General features: G+C 32.8%; 11 protein-coding genes. 8 read left to right on the top strand and 3 right to left on the bottom strand.

All coding sequences use genetic code 11. The features are described from left to right. Positions 1 to 36: 36 nt before the first annotated feature. The 3 genes from EAH81_RS20745 (at position 37) to EAH81_RS20735 (ending at position 4266) form a co-directional block, all read left to right on the top strand. Entirely contained in the window at positions 37 to 459 is a 423-nt protein-coding gene (locus EAH81_RS20745; protein ID WP_140510835.1) for a DUF1573 domain-containing protein, read from the top strand. 79 nt (positions 460 to 538) lie between these two features. Next, entirely contained in the window at positions 539 to 1081 is a 543-nt protein-coding gene (locus EAH81_RS20740) for an RNA methyltransferase (RefSeq protein WP_140510833.1), read from the top strand. 107 nt (positions 1082 to 1188) lie between these two features. Next, positions 1189 to 4266 (top strand): T9SS type B sorting domain-containing protein, encoded by a 3078-nt coding sequence (locus EAH81_RS20735; RefSeq protein WP_140510831.1) that lies wholly within the window; start codon positions 1189 to 1191, stop codon positions 4264 to 4266. A gap of 92 nt (positions 4267 to 4358) precedes the next feature. Here EAH81_RS20735 and folK read toward each other — a convergent pair whose 3' ends face one another. Beyond that, positions 4359 to 5489 (bottom strand): 2-amino-4-hydroxy-6-hydroxymethyldihydropteridine diphosphokinase, encoded by a 1131-nt coding sequence (folK, locus tag EAH81_RS20730; protein WP_140510829.1) that lies wholly within the window; start codon positions 5487 to 5489, stop codon positions 4359 to 4361. Positions 5490 to 5771: 282 nt separating this feature from the next. On the opposite strand from folK, the gene sppA reads away from it, so the two are divergent. From sppA to EAH81_RS20715, 3 genes are all read left to right on the top strand, one after another. Next, entirely contained in the window at positions 5772 to 7529 is a 1758-nt protein-coding gene (gene sppA / locus EAH81_RS20725) for a signal peptide peptidase SppA (RefSeq protein WP_140510827.1), read from the top strand. 9 nt (positions 7530 to 7538) lie between these two features. Next, entirely contained in the window at positions 7539 to 8486 is a 948-nt protein-coding gene (locus EAH81_RS20720; protein WP_140510825.1) for an alpha/beta hydrolase family protein, read from the top strand. Between the two features lie 167 nt (positions 8487 to 8653). Further along, positions 8654 to 11248 carry an AsmA family protein gene (locus EAH81_RS20715; protein ID WP_140510823.1) on the top strand — a complete coding sequence of 865 codons (2595 nt, stop codon included), beginning with the start codon at positions 8654 to 8656 and terminating at the stop codon, positions 11246 to 11248. 70 nt (positions 11249 to 11318) lie between these two features. Here EAH81_RS20715 and EAH81_RS20710 read toward each other — a convergent pair whose 3' ends face one another. Next, a complete protein-coding gene (locus tag EAH81_RS20710; RefSeq protein ID WP_140510821.1) occupies positions 11319 to 12398 on the bottom strand; it encodes a glycosyltransferase family 9 protein in 1080 nt (359 codons plus the stop codon). Positions 12399 to 12656: 258 nt separating this feature from the next. Further along, entirely contained in the window at positions 12657 to 13451 is a 795-nt protein-coding gene (locus EAH81_RS20705; RefSeq protein WP_140510819.1) for a DUF2797 domain-containing protein, read from the bottom strand. Positions 13452 to 13693: 242 nt separating this feature from the next. Here EAH81_RS20705 and EAH81_RS20700 point away from each other — a divergent pair, with 242 nt between their 5' ends. After that, positions 13694 to 15217: a GH3 auxin-responsive promoter family protein gene (locus EAH81_RS20700; RefSeq protein WP_140510817.1), complete on the top strand. Its 1524-nt coding sequence runs from the start codon at positions 13694 to 13696 to the stop codon at positions 15215 to 15217. A 21-nt stretch (positions 15218 to 15238) separates the two neighbouring features. After that, the gene (locus EAH81_RS20695; protein ID WP_140510815.1) at positions 15239 to 15748 is read left to right on the top strand and encodes a DUF695 domain-containing protein; all 510 of its coding nucleotides are present in this window, start codon (positions 15239 to 15241) and stop codon (positions 15746 to 15748) included. The last annotated feature ends 1 nt before the right edge of the window (position 15749 follow it).

The following is a 15749-nucleotide window of genomic DNA, read 5'->3' as shown; positions in this document are numbered from 1 at the left end:
AGATTTGTTCATAATTAAAACAAAGACCCTAAAAAGATGAAAAAAATAATCTTAATCGCTATGTTAGCTGTAGTTGGAATTACAGCTTCTAACGCTCAAAGCACTAAAAAAGCTAAAGTTGCTAAAGTTGAAGGTGCTGGAATGACTTTCGAAACAGAAACTATTGACTACGGAACTATCGCTCACAATGCTGATGGAAAACGTGAATTCGTTTTTGTAAACAACGGAAACAAACCATTAATCATTACAAATACACAAGGATCTTGTGGTTGTACTGTACCAACAACTCCAAAAGAGCCAATCGCTCCGGGTGCTAAAGGTATTATTGGTGTAAAATATGCTACTGACAGAGTTGGTGCATTTACAAAAACAGTTACGGTTACTTCTAACGCTGAAGGACAACCAACAAAAGTACTTACTATTAAAGGTACAGTTTTACCAGATCCAGTAAAAAGCTAATCTGAGAAAAACAAAATAAAATAAATCGAAAAAGCTTCCTTATCTTTGGAAGCTTTTTTTATGACCTGAATACAACAAAATGAGAAAACTGGAAAATAGCGAACTGGACCGAAAATCAATTGAAGATTTTAAAAAGTCTGACAAAACTCCTCTAATATTAGTATTAGATGATATTCGTAGTTTACACAATATTGGTTCTGTGTTTAGAACTGCCGACGCTTTTTTGATTGAGAAAATAATTCTATGCGGTATAACTGCAACACCTCCAAACAAGGAAATTCATAAAACTGCTCTTGGCGCTACCGAAACTGTAGCTTGGGAACATCATGAAAATGTTTTGGAAGTTATTGAAAATCTAAAAAAAGACAATGTATTAACACTTGCCATTGAACAAGTTGAAAGTTCTGTTTTTCTTCAGGATTTTAAAGTAGAAAAAGATCAAAAATATGCACTTGTTTTCGGAAATGAAGTTTATGGCGTTGCTCAGGAAGCAGTTGCAATTTGCGATGGTTGTATTGAAATTCCGCAATTAGGAACCAAACATTCCTTGAACATTGCCGTGAGCGCCGGAATTGTTGTTTGGGATTTATTCCAGAAGCTAAACTGGCCAAGTAAAATTTAATACGTAATTTCAATCTCTTAGATTGTTATTTTTCATCAAATTACACATTTAAATGTTAGAAATGTAAATATATTTTTTTATTATTATAAAATTGATACTTTTATAAAATGAAAAATGTTAATTTCTTAAAAATATCTTTATTATTATTTTTATTGCTGTCCGGCTTTTTTGGGCACGCACAATACACTACAATTCCTGATCTTAATTTTGAGAAAGCGCTAATAGATTTAAATATTGATAGCGGTACTATTGATGGTAAAGTTCTGACTTCTAATGTGATTGGATTAACTGAGCTGGATGTCACACGCAAAAACATAAATGATTTAACCGGAATTCAGGATTTCGCAGCATTAACAAAATTAACTTGTTCTTTTAATGCATTAACTAGTTTAGATCTTAGTAAAAATACTGCATTAACTAGTTTAAATTGCGACAACAATCAACTAACAAGTTTAAATGCTACTAAAAATACTGCTTTAAATTTTTTATCCTGTTTTGCTAACAAATTAACTAGTTTGGATTTTACTGAAAATATAGCTTTAAATGGCCTGTATTGCTCAGACAATCTACTAAGCAACTTAAATGTTACTAAAAATGTTGCTTTAATTTATTTATCCTGTTTTAATAATAAACTAACTAGTTTAAATATTACCCAAAATAGCACTTTGGCTTCTTTAGTATGCTCTAACAATCAATTAACCAGCCTAGACGTCATTAAAAATACTGCATTGACTTATTTGGCTTGTTCCTTTAATCAATTGAGTAGCTTGGATGTTTCACAAAATAATGCTTTAACAGAATTATACTGCACTACTAATCAATTAACGAATTTAGACGTTACTAAAAATACACTTTTAAAGGAATTTACGTGTTGGAATAATCAATTAACGAATTTAGACGTTTCCAAAAACACCTCTTTAAATCTTTTCTTTTGCAGCAATAATCAACTAACCAGTCTAGACGTTTCCAAAAACACATCTTTAACTAGTTTTATCTGTTCAAACAATCAACTAACCAATCTTAATCTAAAAAACGGAAAAAACACATCACTTACAGATATAGATTTTAAATCTAATCCCAATCTTACTTGCATTCAGGTAGATAATACCAGTTATTCCAATGCTAATTGGTCTACTTTCAAAGATGCAACAGCTCTTTATTCAAACAATTGCAATGCAACTTCAATTGCACCTCCAGTACTTAAAGCAACAGACGATCAATTATACTGCCCATTAACTTCTATAAAAATTGCGCCTTCTATTACAATTACTCATGATCCTGCAGAACCTGGAACAGAAGCGGCTTATATTCAGATTTCTTCAGGTTATTCTAGTGGTCTGGATAAAATTGAAATTCTTAATCCTGCCGCACATCCATCAATTGTACAAGGTTGGTATCCCAATGAAGGAAAACTAGTGTTATCAAGTCCAACCGGAGGAGACGTTTTATATTCTGATTTAGAAGCCGCCATTAAAGATATTGTATTCTCTAATTCGTCAGCTACAGCTTCAGGTACGAGAACTTTCTCAATAACTATTGGCCAGGCAAATTATTTACCTTCTACAAAGCATTTTTATTTATATGTACCAAGTATTGGTATTAGCTGGACAGCTGCAAAAGCTGCAGCCGAAGCGAGTACTTATTACGGTCTTAAAGGATATCTGGCAACTCTATTATCAGCAGACGAAGCTAAGCTAAGTGGCGAACAAGCATCTGGAACCGGATGGATTGGAGGTAGTGATGCCGAAACAGAAGGCGTTTGGAAATGGGTAACCGGACCCGAAGCAGGAACAGTAATGTCATATACTTTTTGGAATACCGGAGAACCAAACCAGCAAGGAGACGAAGATTATGCCCACATTACACAACCCGGAATTGGAATACGAGGTTCCTGGAATGATCTGTCAAATACCGGAGATTCAAGTGGCGATTATCAACCTAAGGGTTACGTTGTTGAATATGGCGGAATGCCGGGCGAAGCTCCTTTGGAAATAGCTGCCAGTACAAAAATAACGATTCCGACTGTAACTCCTTCTCCAAATCCTGATCCAGCTTGCGATTCAGGAAGTTTTACATTTAATGCTACTGCAACAGCTGGAGCAACCATTAGTTGGTACGCAACTGCGACTGGCGGAACTGCATTAGCAACAGGAAATTCTTTTACAACTCCCGTAATAACTACAACTACAACTTATTATGTTGATGCCAATTGCGCATCAAATAGAAAACCTGTTACTGCAACCGTTAATACAACACCAGACAAACCAATTGTTGCTCAATCAATCTATTATAATTGTGGTCCGGGATCCGTAACAATTACTGCCAGTACAAATATTGGTTTTATAAATTGGTACACAGCATCAACTGGCGGCACAAGCTTATTTACAGGTAATAGTTTTAAAACTCCAACAATCTCAACAAATACAACTTATTATGCCGAAGCATCAAATAATGGCTGCATCAATAATACTCGTATTCCTATAGACATTCAAATCTATACTCCTCCGGTTGTTACCGATCAGGAATTAATACTGTGCCAATCTCAAACTATAACGCTTGACGCAGGAGTGCCCGGAATGACATACAAATGGAATACTGCGAATCACGAAACAACACAAACTATCGATGTTTCAAAAGGCGGAACTTATACCGTTGATGTTACAAGTCCTGCTCCAGAAAGCTGTACCAGTCAAAAAACTATTATTGTTGATGAGCGCGAGGTTCCGGAAATATCCCGCATTGAGGTCGACGGAACAAGAGTTGTAATTTATCTTACCAAAGAACAGGATTACTTTGAATATTCTGTAGACGGATCTTATTTTCAGAATTCAAATGTGTTTTATGATGTGCCCGGCGGATTGCAAACTGCTTACGTTAGGGAGAAAAGCGGTTGTCCGGCAGCAAATCCAAAAACGTTTGTTGTTATTGTTTTCCCAGCCTTTTTTACTCCAAACAATGATACTTTTAATGATGTTTGGGAAGTAACCGGAATGGAATATTATCCGGAAGCACAAGTCACTATTTTTGATCGATATGGAAAGTTAATCGCGCAACTAACGGCTTCTAAAATGACTTGGGATGGAACTTTGGACAAAAATCCTCTCCCCGCTTCTGATTATTGGTATGCCTTAAAAATTGATAATACCAAACCTATTTTGAGAGGTCATTTCTCATTGAAAAGATAATTTTTAATGAGAAAATGTGCCAATTAGAAAATTAGATATTTCCTGAAATGCCGTGAATAATTATCTAATTTTCTAATTGGCACACTGACACATTACAATTTCTTCTTGATCTCCTCTAAAATAAAAAGATAATCTTCGTGTTTTTTTACAAAATCACGTTCAGAAACATCGATAATCAAAACATTCAAATCTGTTTGAGATTTAATATAATCCAGATAACCGTTATTGATTTTATCCAGATATTCAGCCTCAATGTTCTGTTCATAAGCTCTTCCGCGCTTCTTGATGTTTTGAAGCAGGCGGTCTGAATTCTGATACAAATAGACATATAAATCAGGTTTTGGCATTTCTTTATAAATGATATCGAATAAGTTTCGGTACAAACGATATTCATCTTCTGCCAAGGTAATTTTGGCAAAAATCAAAGATTTAAAAATATGATAATCGGCTACGACAAAATCTTTAAACAAATCAAATTGCGCCAAATCATCTGATAATTGCTGATAACGATCTGCCAGAAAAGACATCTCGAGCGGAAAAGCATATCGATTTTGATCTTTATAAAATTTGGGTAAAAACGGATTATCTGCAAAACGTTCTAAAACAGTTTTAGCATTAAAATCTTCTGAAATTTTGTTTGCCAAAGTAGTTTTTCCGGCACCAATATTTCCTTCAAAAGCAATATAATTAAATTTTTCCAGCGGAATTTCCTGCAACGGATTTTTTAAATCCTGAACTATTGTACAAACACTATCGTCCGGCGAAATAGCAATTAATTCTGAAATAGATTTTTGATAAACAGGATGTTTCCAATCAAGTTTTAAATCCTGCATTGGCAATAAAACAAAATTTCTGTTTTGCATTAGCGGATGCGGAATCTGAAGTTTTTCAGACTCAATAATTTCTTCATCATATGCAATCAGATCAATATCGATTAATCGGGATTGATAACCTTCCTGATTTGATCGAATTCTGCCTAAATGTTTTTCGATTTTTAAAACCTGATTCAATATTTTTTGTGCCGATGAAGTGCTGTGCAAAACCAACGCACAATTATAAAAGGCATCACTTTCAAATCCCCAGGCAGGAGTTTCGTATAGTCTTGAAACCCTGATTACAGTGCTCACTTCCTGATGTATTAAAGCAATACAGCTTTGAATGTTTGCTAATCTGTTTCCTTGATTACTGCCTATAGAGAGTGTGATTTGGTGCTGTGATTTCATAATTAATGCAAATTAACTAAAACTATTTCAGAATTAAGTACATTATTTACTTCAAGAATCAGAAGTTTTCAAGATCCGAAAACAGTCTGTTTGTTATTTATTTTCTTTAAAATTATAAAAAAAATCTCCATTATCTTACAAAATAATCTATCTTTATTTGTAGTATTCAAAAATGTAAATTATACAAATATTTGATAATTACCGATAGGAGAATTAAATTCTATTTAGATTATATTTGTAACAAACCAACCTTTTTTGCTACTTATTAAAAAAAACATACTTATGAAGTTTTTAGGAAATGTAATTGCCACAGTTATTGGTATTTTTGTATTTATTATGGTCTTCTTTTTTGGAGTAATTCTAATTGGGACTATTTTTGGAGGAGACGATTCTGTTTCTGTCAAAGGAGATTCTGTTATAGAATTAAATTTAAAACAGATTCAAAACGATTATGCCGGAAAATATAAAGATCCCTGGGTAACTGTTTTTTCAGATAAAAAAGGAATCGGTTTAACCGATGTTATCAATGCTATAGAAGCAGCAAAAACAGATGATAATATTAAAGGAATTTCGATCTTAAATGATGAATCTTCTTTAGGATTGGCGCAATATAAAGAGTTGAGAAATGCACTTGAAAGTTTCAAAAAATCCGGCAAATTTGTTTGGGCATATTCCAATACATATTCTCAGAAAGAATATTATTTAAACTCTGTTGCTAACACTATTTATTTGAATCCTGCCGGAGATTTAGATTTTAAAGGACTTTCGTCTGAAGTAATGTTCTTTAAAGATTTTCAGGATAAATCAGGTATCCATATGGAAGTGATTCGTCACGGAAAATACAAAAGTGCGGTTGAACCGTTTTTAGAAAATAAAATGAGCGATGCAAACAGGGAACAAGTTACAGCATTGTTAAATTCAATCTGGACAACTGTTACGAATGATATTTCGGAAAGCAGAAAAATTCCTGTTGCTAAATTAAACGAAATTGCAAATGGTTTGCTTGCCAGAACTCCGGAAATGGCAAAAGCACAACATTTGGTTGATATTGTCGCTTATGAAGATGTATATCACAATGCGATAAAAAAAGCATTGAAAGTAACAGGCGATGATGATTACAACAAAATTTCTATTTCAGATTATACTCAAAACAATATCACTACAGCTTCAGGAAATACGGCAACAGATCAAATTGCGATTATTTACGCTCAAGGCGAAATACAAAGCGGCGAAGGAGATGTTACCGTAATTGGTGAAGGTTCAATGCGTCGTTCGTTGCAAGAAGCCAGAAAAAATGAAGATGTAAAAGCAATCGTTCTTAGAATTGACAGCCCGGGCGGAAGCGCTCTAACTTCTGATTTGATCTGGAGAGAAATTGAAATCACTAAAAAAGTAAAACCGGTTGTAGTTTCAATGGGTAATTATGCTGCGTCAGGAGGTTATTATATTGCTTGTAATGCCAACAAAATTTTCGCAGAAAATAATACGATCACAGGTTCTATTGGAGTTTTTGGTATTTTACCAAACTTTAGCCCTTTGGCAACTAAATTAGGAATCAATACTGAACAGGTAAAAACACACGAAAACTCAGCAAATTATAGTCCTTTTGTGCCAATTGACGAGAAATTTAAAGCGTTTACATTAGAAGGAGTTGAACACATCTATAATACTTTTGTAACGCATGTGGCTCAAGGCCGAAAAATGACTTTTGCACAAGTTGATTCTATTGCACAAGGAAGAGTATGGTCAGGAACTGAAGCTTTGAAAATTGGTTTGGTAGACAAAATTGGAGGTTTGAATGATGCTATTGCCGAAGCTGCTAAAATAGCCAAAGTAAAAACTTACAGCACTCAGAACTATCCTGAATACGAGAAAACATTTAATGATCTTCTTTCTAATCTGCCTTTTGCACAATCTAAGGAAGCTTTTATAAAAGAGGAAATTGGCGAAGAAAACTATCTGCTTATTGAACAGGTAAAAAGGTTTCAAAAACAAAAAGGTGTTCAGGCAATGCTTCCTTTTGGGTTAAATATCAAATAATTCAGATCAATGAAAAATATAGTTCTTCTGCTTACCATTTTCTTTTTGAGTTTTGTGAATGCTCAGGATAAAAAAGAAAACACTTATAAAGAGTCGAATGTAATTTTAAAAATTAATAACGATCAGCTTTTTGGTACTTTGACCGTTCCTGATTTATCCAAGAAATATCCTGTTGCCTTAATAATTGCAGGTTCAGGACCAACGGATAGAAACGGAAATTATCCGATGATGAAAAACAATTCGATAAAAATGCTGGCAGAAGCTTTGGCAAAAAACGGAATTGCATCATTAAGATATGACAAAAGAGGAATTGGCGAAAGCAAAGCTTCTGCTATATCTGAAGCTAGTTTAGTTTTTGAAAATTATACGGAAGATGCCAAAAGCTGGATTAATTTCCTGAAACAAGACAAACGTTTTTCGCAATTAGTGATCATAGGACACAGCGAAGGATCTCTAATAGGAATGATTACGGGAGCAAAAGCAAATAAATTTATTTCGATTGCCGGAGCCGGAGAATCTGCAGATAAAATAATAAAAGCCCAAATTGGCAGTAAGTCAAATAAACAAATTGAAGAAATGACCTTTCCTATTATTGACAGTTTAAAAGCTGGAAATACGGTCAAAAAAGTGGATCCAATGCTTAATGCTCTTTTTAGGCCAAGTATTCAGCCTTATTTGATTTCTTGGTTTAAATACGACCCGCAAGCAGAGATTAAAAAACTAAATATTCCTATTTTAATTCTGCAAGGAAACAACGATTTGCAAGTCACAGTACAAGATGCTGAAGGTTTGTCCAAGTCCAATAAAAATGCCGAATTATTGATCGTCGATAAAATGAATCATATCATGAAAATTATAGATGGCGATAAACAGGCAAATATGGAAAGTTATAACAACGAAAACTTACCTATTTCAGATGTTTTGGTCAATAAAATAGTAGTTTTTATTCATAAATAATTGAAATAATAAAATTTAAAATCCGTTTGAATATAAATCAAACGGATTTTTTTTATTTCATAAAATAAGTATAATTCTTACATTTTAAGAAAACTTTATCTGCAAACTCAGCCAAAAAAAACTATTTTTGCACGAGTCTTTTATCAATTAAACCCAAATCTATTAATATGTTAAAGAAAATTCTAAAAATTACAGCCATAGTTCTTGTGGTCTTTGTCGCGGCGTTATTTGCCATTCCTTATTTTTTTAAAGATCAGATAAAAGCCAAAATTGCTGAAGCTATTAACGAAAGCGTTGATGCAAAAGTAAGTTTTGCTGATGCTGATTTAAGTTTGTTTAAAAACTTCCCGAATGCAACGGTTGGAATCCAAAAATTGGTCATTATCAACAAAGCTCCTTTTGAAGGTGATACTTTGGTTTCGCTAGGTGAATTGAATCTAAAAATGAGTATTAAAGAACTTTTTAAAGGAAAAGAAGAACCTTTAAGCATTCAGGGAATTAGTTCTACAAATGGTTTAATCAATATTATCTTTAATAAAGATGGTGTTGGCAACTTCGATATCGCATTAAAAGATAAAAACGAAACAAAGAAAGATGATGCAAGCAAACCGCTTTCTTTAAAAATTCAAAACTATAAAATCGAAAATTTTACCTTTAGATATATTGATCAGGGTTCAAAAATCAAAATGGTTATTGATAGTTTAAATCATGAAGGAACTGGAGATTTTACGAATTCTAAACTGGATTTGACTACAAAATCTACTGCCAAAGTATCTCTTGATATGGATAAAGTTAATTACATGAAAAATGTAAAACTGACTTTAGACGCCGTTTTAGGAATTGATTTAGAAAAGAGCAAATATACTTTTAAAGAAAACAAAGCCTTAATTAATCAATTGCCATTAGAGTTTGACGGTTTTATTCAGATGGTTGATGCGGGTCAGATTTATGATTTAAAATTTAAGACACCAACTTCTTCCTTTACTAATTTCTTAGGTTTAATTCCTTCGGCATATGCATCTAGTTTAGATGGCGTAAAAACGACCGGAGATTTTACTGTAACTGGTTTTGCAAAAGGACAATTAACAGATACTACTGTTCCTAAATTTAATATTGCAATTGCTTCAAACAATGCCTCATTTCAATATCCTAACTTACCAAAATCAGTTCAGAATATTGTAATTGACACAAAAATCATCAATGAAACGGGAATTCTAAATGACACCTACGTTAATTTAGACAAACTTTCTTTTAGAATAGATCAGGATGTTTTTAGCGCTAAAGCGAATATTAAAAACATAACTGTAAATCCTATTGTAGATGCAGCATTAAAAGGAACAATTAATTTAGCCAACCTTTCAAAAGCATATCCAATCAAAATGGATAAACCATTGGCAGGTATTTTAAAAGCTGATGTTACGACAAATTTTGATATGGCATCTGTAGAAAAAAGCCAATATCAAAACATTAAGAATGCCGGTACAATGAGTTTGTCAGGATTTAAATATACGGATGACAACAACAAGTCTATGAACATTAGTACGGCTTTGGTAGAGTTTAATCCAAGTACTATTAACTTGAAAAAATTTGATGCTACAACCGGAAAAAGTGATTTGAGCATAAATGGTGTTCTGGAAAATTTCTATGGTTTTATGTTTAAAAAACAAGAACTGAAAGGGAATTTCAATATGAGTTCAAACCAATTAGCAGTTGATGATTTTATGACTGCCGGCGAACCTGCAACTGAGAAAAAAGCAGCAAAACCAACAGAAGCGATGAAGATTCCTGCTTTTTTAAATTGTACAATTAATGCAAAAGCAACAACTGTTTTATACGATAATTTAAAACTAAAAGACGTTTCGGGTAAACTAATCGTAAAAGACGAGAAAGCTACTTTAGAAAACTTCAAAACTTCAATTTTTGGAGGAACAATTGGCTTAACAGGAACGGTTTCTACAAAAACTAAAGTACCAACTTTTGACATGAATTTAGGTTTCAATCAAGTTGATATTGCACAGACTTTTACGCAATTGAACATGATGAAAAAAATTGCTCCAATCGCCGGAATTATCAATGGTAAATTAAATTCGACTATTAAATTAAACGGAAATTTAGATGCTAAGGAATTAACACCTGACCTAAATTCAATCTCTGGAGATTTGTTAGGACAATTACTTTCGACTACTATAAACGCTAAAAATTCGACGGTATTAAATAGCTTAACTTCAAACATCAAATTTCTTGATATGAGTAAGGTGAACTTGAATGATATTAAAGCTGCCTTAACTTTTGAAAACGGAAAGGTAAATGTAAAACCATTTGATATTAAATACCAGGATATTAAAATCACTGTTGGCGGAACTCATGGTTTTGATCAAACAATGAATTACAACTTAAAATTAGATGTTCCGGCTAAATATTTAGGAAGTGAAGCAAATGCTTTTATCTCAAAAATGTCTCCTGCAGATGCTGCGAAATTGCAAAACATTCCGATAAACGCGATGATTACAGGTAATTTTTCTAATCCAAAAATATCAACTGATATGAAATCTGCCGTTACTAGTTTAGCGTCGCAAGTTGCAAATCAGCAAAAAGAAAAGTTAACGCAAAAAGGTACTTCTGCACTTAATGATCTGATCAATAAGAACACAAAATCAAAAGATACCACACAAGCTGCAAAAACAGAAAAAGAACAGAAAACACAAGAGGTTACTAAAAAAGCAAGTGACTTAATTAATGGTTTGTTCAAGAAGAAAAACTAAATAACAATACTAATAAAAAAGAGGCATTCACTACGTGTGAATGCCTCTTTTTTTATACTTTAAATTACAATTAAATAGCGTTTGAATACGTATTTAGTTTTCCGTTATTCAAAATTGAGTTTATCGTTTTTATATACTCTTTTTTAGTGTATAAATTGATATCTACTCCTACACTGCAATTATCATAAGGTTGGTATTTTTTCATGTTTGATATAGAAAATAAACCAATTGTTGGCGTCTGAACAGCGCTTGCTAAGTGCATTATACCGCTATCTGCACCAATAAATAAATCGGCATTTGCAATTACAGATCCAATTTCACGAATATCTTTACTATAAAAAGTAGGAGCTTTAAATGCGATTTGCGAAACATTCTCTACAGGCAAAATTTCAATAATATTATACTCTTTATATTGAGTTGTGAGTTGTGAATAAAACTTTTCCCACCACTCTTCTGACAAACATTTTGCACCTGTTGCATAAGTAAATATGCAGATTGTTTTTTTAGAATTATGAACTAAATCATTTATAAGCTTTTTGCCTTGCGCAATTTCCGAAGATGATAATTTAAGATCTATCGGAGCAACTATTTTATTGATTTTTGCAAGTCCAAGTTTGGTTAAATAATATCGAAAGTTATAAACGGGATATTTTGCAATATGGTCGTAATCATTTTTTACAAGTTGAGAGTCTTCATTTAAATCTCCGTAAAATTTATACTTAGCATTAGAAAACTGAACTGCTAAACGTCCTGAAGAAGAGTTTTGATCTACATTGATCGCAACATCATATTTTTGTTTTTTTATTGAAATCCAGACATTCAGGTATTTCAGTAAATTCTTGAAGGGCTTTTTGGGCAAATCGATTACTTTATCAATATTCTCGTAATTCTCAAAAATTATTGGAGCTAAAGTTCCCTTAACAAACAAATCGACTTTACAATTTGGAAATATTTCCGTGACTTCCTGAACCAGAGGTGTAATCAATAAAAGATTTCCTAACCGGGCATTTGGTCTGCAAATTAAAACTCGTTTAATCTCAGATTTATCGACCAAAATAATACCCTGATCACTTTTGGGTTTTCCAATGTTCTTAGTCAGATTGCGCATTACGCCACGCCTGTAATGATTTATTTTGCTTAAGATACTCATCTATAAAATAATTTAAGAATTATAAAATCTTTTTTTAATTTTAGAAAAAACATAGAGTTTGAACTAACTCAAAGCTAGCCTCTTTTTTTTTCTAAAATTAAATTCTTCCAACAAGCAATTATTACAAAATTGTAACCAAATGTATCAATATTTACATTTTTTGCTTCTTGAAAGAGACTTAAAATTACGAAAATTATTTACGTAAACAACAATATAATAGACAGTTATACTGTAACAATAGACGAATACCCGATATATCTAGACGTTTATTTCGACAACATAACCTTCAGAACCACGAACATTAAAAACCGTTCCATTTTCAAAAATTAAGTACTGACCTTTGATTCCTGTTAATTTTCCGTGAAAAGAAGGTGTCTTGTCTAAATTCAGACTGGCTACTTTAGCAGGATAATTTAGAACCGGATAATGCAATTCATACAGATCATTTTTTTGAGTATAGAAGTATTCCTGAACTTCAGATGGAATTAAACTTTCGACTTTTGACTTTTCAAGAATCAAGTCACATCCATCGGCAGTACACTGCAGCATTTTTCTCCAATTGGTTTTATCTGCGTAATGATTTTTCAACGCCACCTCGGTAATTCCGGCTAAATATCGATTTGGAACCTCAACAATTGCAATTGCCTGAGTTGCTCCCTGATCGATCCATCGTGTAGGTACCTGCGTTTTTCTGGTTACCCCAACTTTTACCTCGCTTGACAAAGCCAGATATACAACATGTGGCTGCAATTGTACTTTTTGCTCATAGTCTAAATCACGATCAGCGATTCCTAAATGCGCCGTACTTAATTCCGGTCTCATAATCCAATCTCCAACCGCTGCGCTTGAGTAAAAACAATCGTAACAAAAACCTTGTCTGTATATTTTTTTCTTTTTTTGACAATTCAAACATTGATATCCCACAAAATTAATCTCAATCTCTTTATTCAATAATTGATTCATACTTAGAAAACTATCTTCGAAAACCAAATAATATTGAATTGGATTTCCCATTTCAGTTTGCATTTTTGTAAGTACTCCTTGATATGTCATTATATTTTAGATTGGTGATTTAAGATTTAAGATTGCTTGTCAGAGTTGTGAATTTTAATTTTAAAATTCATCTTTCGTGAAAATAGAATGCTTTTTTTTACAAAAAAACACTATTTTTGATACAACGACAAAGTTAGTATTTGTACGTCGATATTCAAATTTTAAATTTCCGGATTTTATGTTAATCGGAACTTCTGAAGTTTAAAATCTAAAATCAACAATCTAAAATCTAAATTCTCCCCATGCCCTTATCAATAATCAACTCGTTTGCCTCTTGGGTCCTGAAACAAAGGATACATCAAATAGAACTTTTTCTAAAATATCCGAATGAAGTTCAGGAAGAACTGTTGCACAACTTATTGATGTCATCCGAGAATACGATTATTGGAAAAAAATATGACTTTTCGTCTATTAGTTCCTATGCTACTTTTGCTGAAAGAGTTCCAATTGCAACTTATGAAGAATTACAACCTTTGATTGAGCGTACACGCCAAGGAGAGCAAAATGTTTTTTGGGAAACTCCTATAAAATGGTTTGCCAAATCAAGCGGAACTACGAATGCTAAAAGTAAATTTATTCCGGTAAGTAATGAAGCTCTTGAAGATTGTCATTATAAAGGAAGCAAAGATTTACTTTGTTTGTATTTGAACAACAATGAGGATTCGGAATTGTTTCTGGGGAAAAGTCTTCGCTTAGGCGGAAGCTCTCAGATTTATGAAAACAACAATACCTTCTTTGGAGATTTGTCGGCTATTTTGATTGAAAATATGCCTATTTGGGCTGAATTTAGCAGCACACCAAGCAGTAAAACTTCGTTAATGACCGAATGGGAATCTAAAATTGCTGCTATTATCAATGAAACTAAAAATGAAAACGTTACCAGTTTTGCAGGCGTTCCGTCCTGGATGCTGGTTTTGATGAATAAAGTTCTGGAAAACACAGGAAAAGGGAACTTACTCGAACTTTGGCCAAATCTGGAAGTTTACTTTCATGGCGGTGTAAGTTTTTCTCCTTATAGAGAACAATACAAGAAAATTTTACCCAGCAAAGATTTTAAATATTACGAGATATATAATGCTTCTGAAGGCTTTTTTGCGATTCAGGATTTAAATAATTCAAGCGACTTATTGTTGATGTTGGATTATGGAATTTTCTATGAGTTTATCTCAATGGATACTTTTGGAACTCCAAATCAAAAAGTAATTCGTTTGGCAGATGTTGAATTGAATAAAAACTATGCCATTGTTATTACTACCAATTCCGGTTTGTGGCGTTATTTAATTGGCGATACAGTTCGTTTTACATCTTTGAACCCTTATAGAATTCGTGTTACGGGCAGAACCAAACATCATATTAATGTTTTTGGAGAAGAATTAATGGTCGAAAATACCGATCAGGCAATTGCCAAAGCGTGCCAGCTTACTCAAACCGAAGTTATAGACTATACGGTTGCTCCAATTTTTATGCAGGACAAAGAAAAAGGCGCTCACGAATGGATGATTGAGTTCAAGAAAAAACCTGCCGATGTTGGGCTTTTCCAAAAAGTTCTGGATGAAACACTACAAACTTTAAACTCAGATTACGAAGCCAAACGTCAGAACAATATGACTCTGAATCCTTTGGTAATTAATATCGCTCGAGAGAACTTATTTTACGATTGGTTAAAAGAAAGAGATAAATTAGGCGGACAACACAAGATTCCCAGACTTTCTAATCAAAGAGATTATTTGGAGCAATTGAAGGAGATGTGTGCTGTTAAGAGTTAAACACGAATTTTTACGAATTAAATGAAAAGTAAAATCAGAAAAATATTTATTTTACTCTTTGTTACCATAACAACAGCTTCATTTTGTCAAAATAAAACAATCGAAAAAATGGAATGGCTAACAACCCGAACTGAATATGAAGGACTTCCATTATATTTAAGAATTCCAAATTATAAAAATATTTGGGAATATAAATCAAAATATCCTGTATTAATTTCTATAACTCTTGAATTTGAGAGCATTAAAGATAATGGATTACCAACATCTGACTATAATAAATCACTTATGGATTTTGATCTCGAAGTAATTAACATATTTGAAGGTGAAAATTGCGGAATTATTTTTCTAATTGAAACTTATGGAGGAGAAAGAAATTATTGGTTTTATGGGGAAGATTCAAAAACTATTTCTAATCTTTTTAATGAGTTAAAAAGTAAATATTCCGACAAAAAAATAAAACTAGATTATCAAAATAATGCCGATTGGAGTTTTATAAATGATTATCCTGTCCAGTTGTACAAAAACCAATAAT

The organism is Flavobacterium pectinovorum, from assembly GCF_006438875.1.
GTDB lineage: Bacteria > Bacteroidota > Bacteroidia > Flavobacteriales > Flavobacteriaceae > Flavobacterium > Flavobacterium pectinovorum_A.
This window is presented reverse-complemented; position numbering and strand designations above follow the sequence as displayed.

Coding starts and splice junctions, on each gene's coding strand:
- EAH81_RS20720 (WP_140510825.1), top strand. CDS start 7,539: ATGAAAAATATAGTTCTTCTGCTTACCATTTTCTTTTTGAGTTTTGTG.
- EAH81_RS20695 (WP_140510815.1), top strand. CDS start 15,239: ATGAAAAGTAAAATCAGAAAAATATTTATTTTACTCTTTGTTACCATA.
- folK (WP_140510829.1), bottom strand. CDS start 5,489: ATGAAATCACAGCACCAAATCACACTCTCTATAGGCAGTAATCAAGGA.
- EAH81_RS20710 (WP_140510821.1), bottom strand. CDS start 12,398: ATGAGTATCTTAAGCAAAATAAATCATTACAGGCGTGGCGTAATGCGC.
- EAH81_RS20735 (WP_140510831.1), top strand. CDS start 1,189: ATGAAAAATGTTAATTTCTTAAAAATATCTTTATTATTATTTTTATTG.
- EAH81_RS20745 (WP_140510835.1), top strand. CDS start 37: ATGAAAAAAATAATCTTAATCGCTATGTTAGCTGTAGTTGGAATTACA.
- EAH81_RS20705 (WP_140510819.1), bottom strand. CDS start 13,451: ATGACATATCAAGGAGTACTTACAAAAATGCAAACTGAAATGGGAAAT.
- EAH81_RS20715 (WP_140510823.1), top strand. CDS start 8,654: ATGTTAAAGAAAATTCTAAAAATTACAGCCATAGTTCTTGTGGTCTTT.
- sppA (WP_140510827.1), top strand. CDS start 5,772: ATGAAGTTTTTAGGAAATGTAATTGCCACAGTTATTGGTATTTTTGTA.
- EAH81_RS20700 (WP_140510817.1), top strand. CDS start 13,694: ATGCCCTTATCAATAATCAACTCGTTTGCCTCTTGGGTCCTGAAACAA.
- EAH81_RS20740 (WP_140510833.1), top strand. CDS start 539: ATGAGAAAACTGGAAAATAGCGAACTGGACCGAAAATCAATTGAAGAT.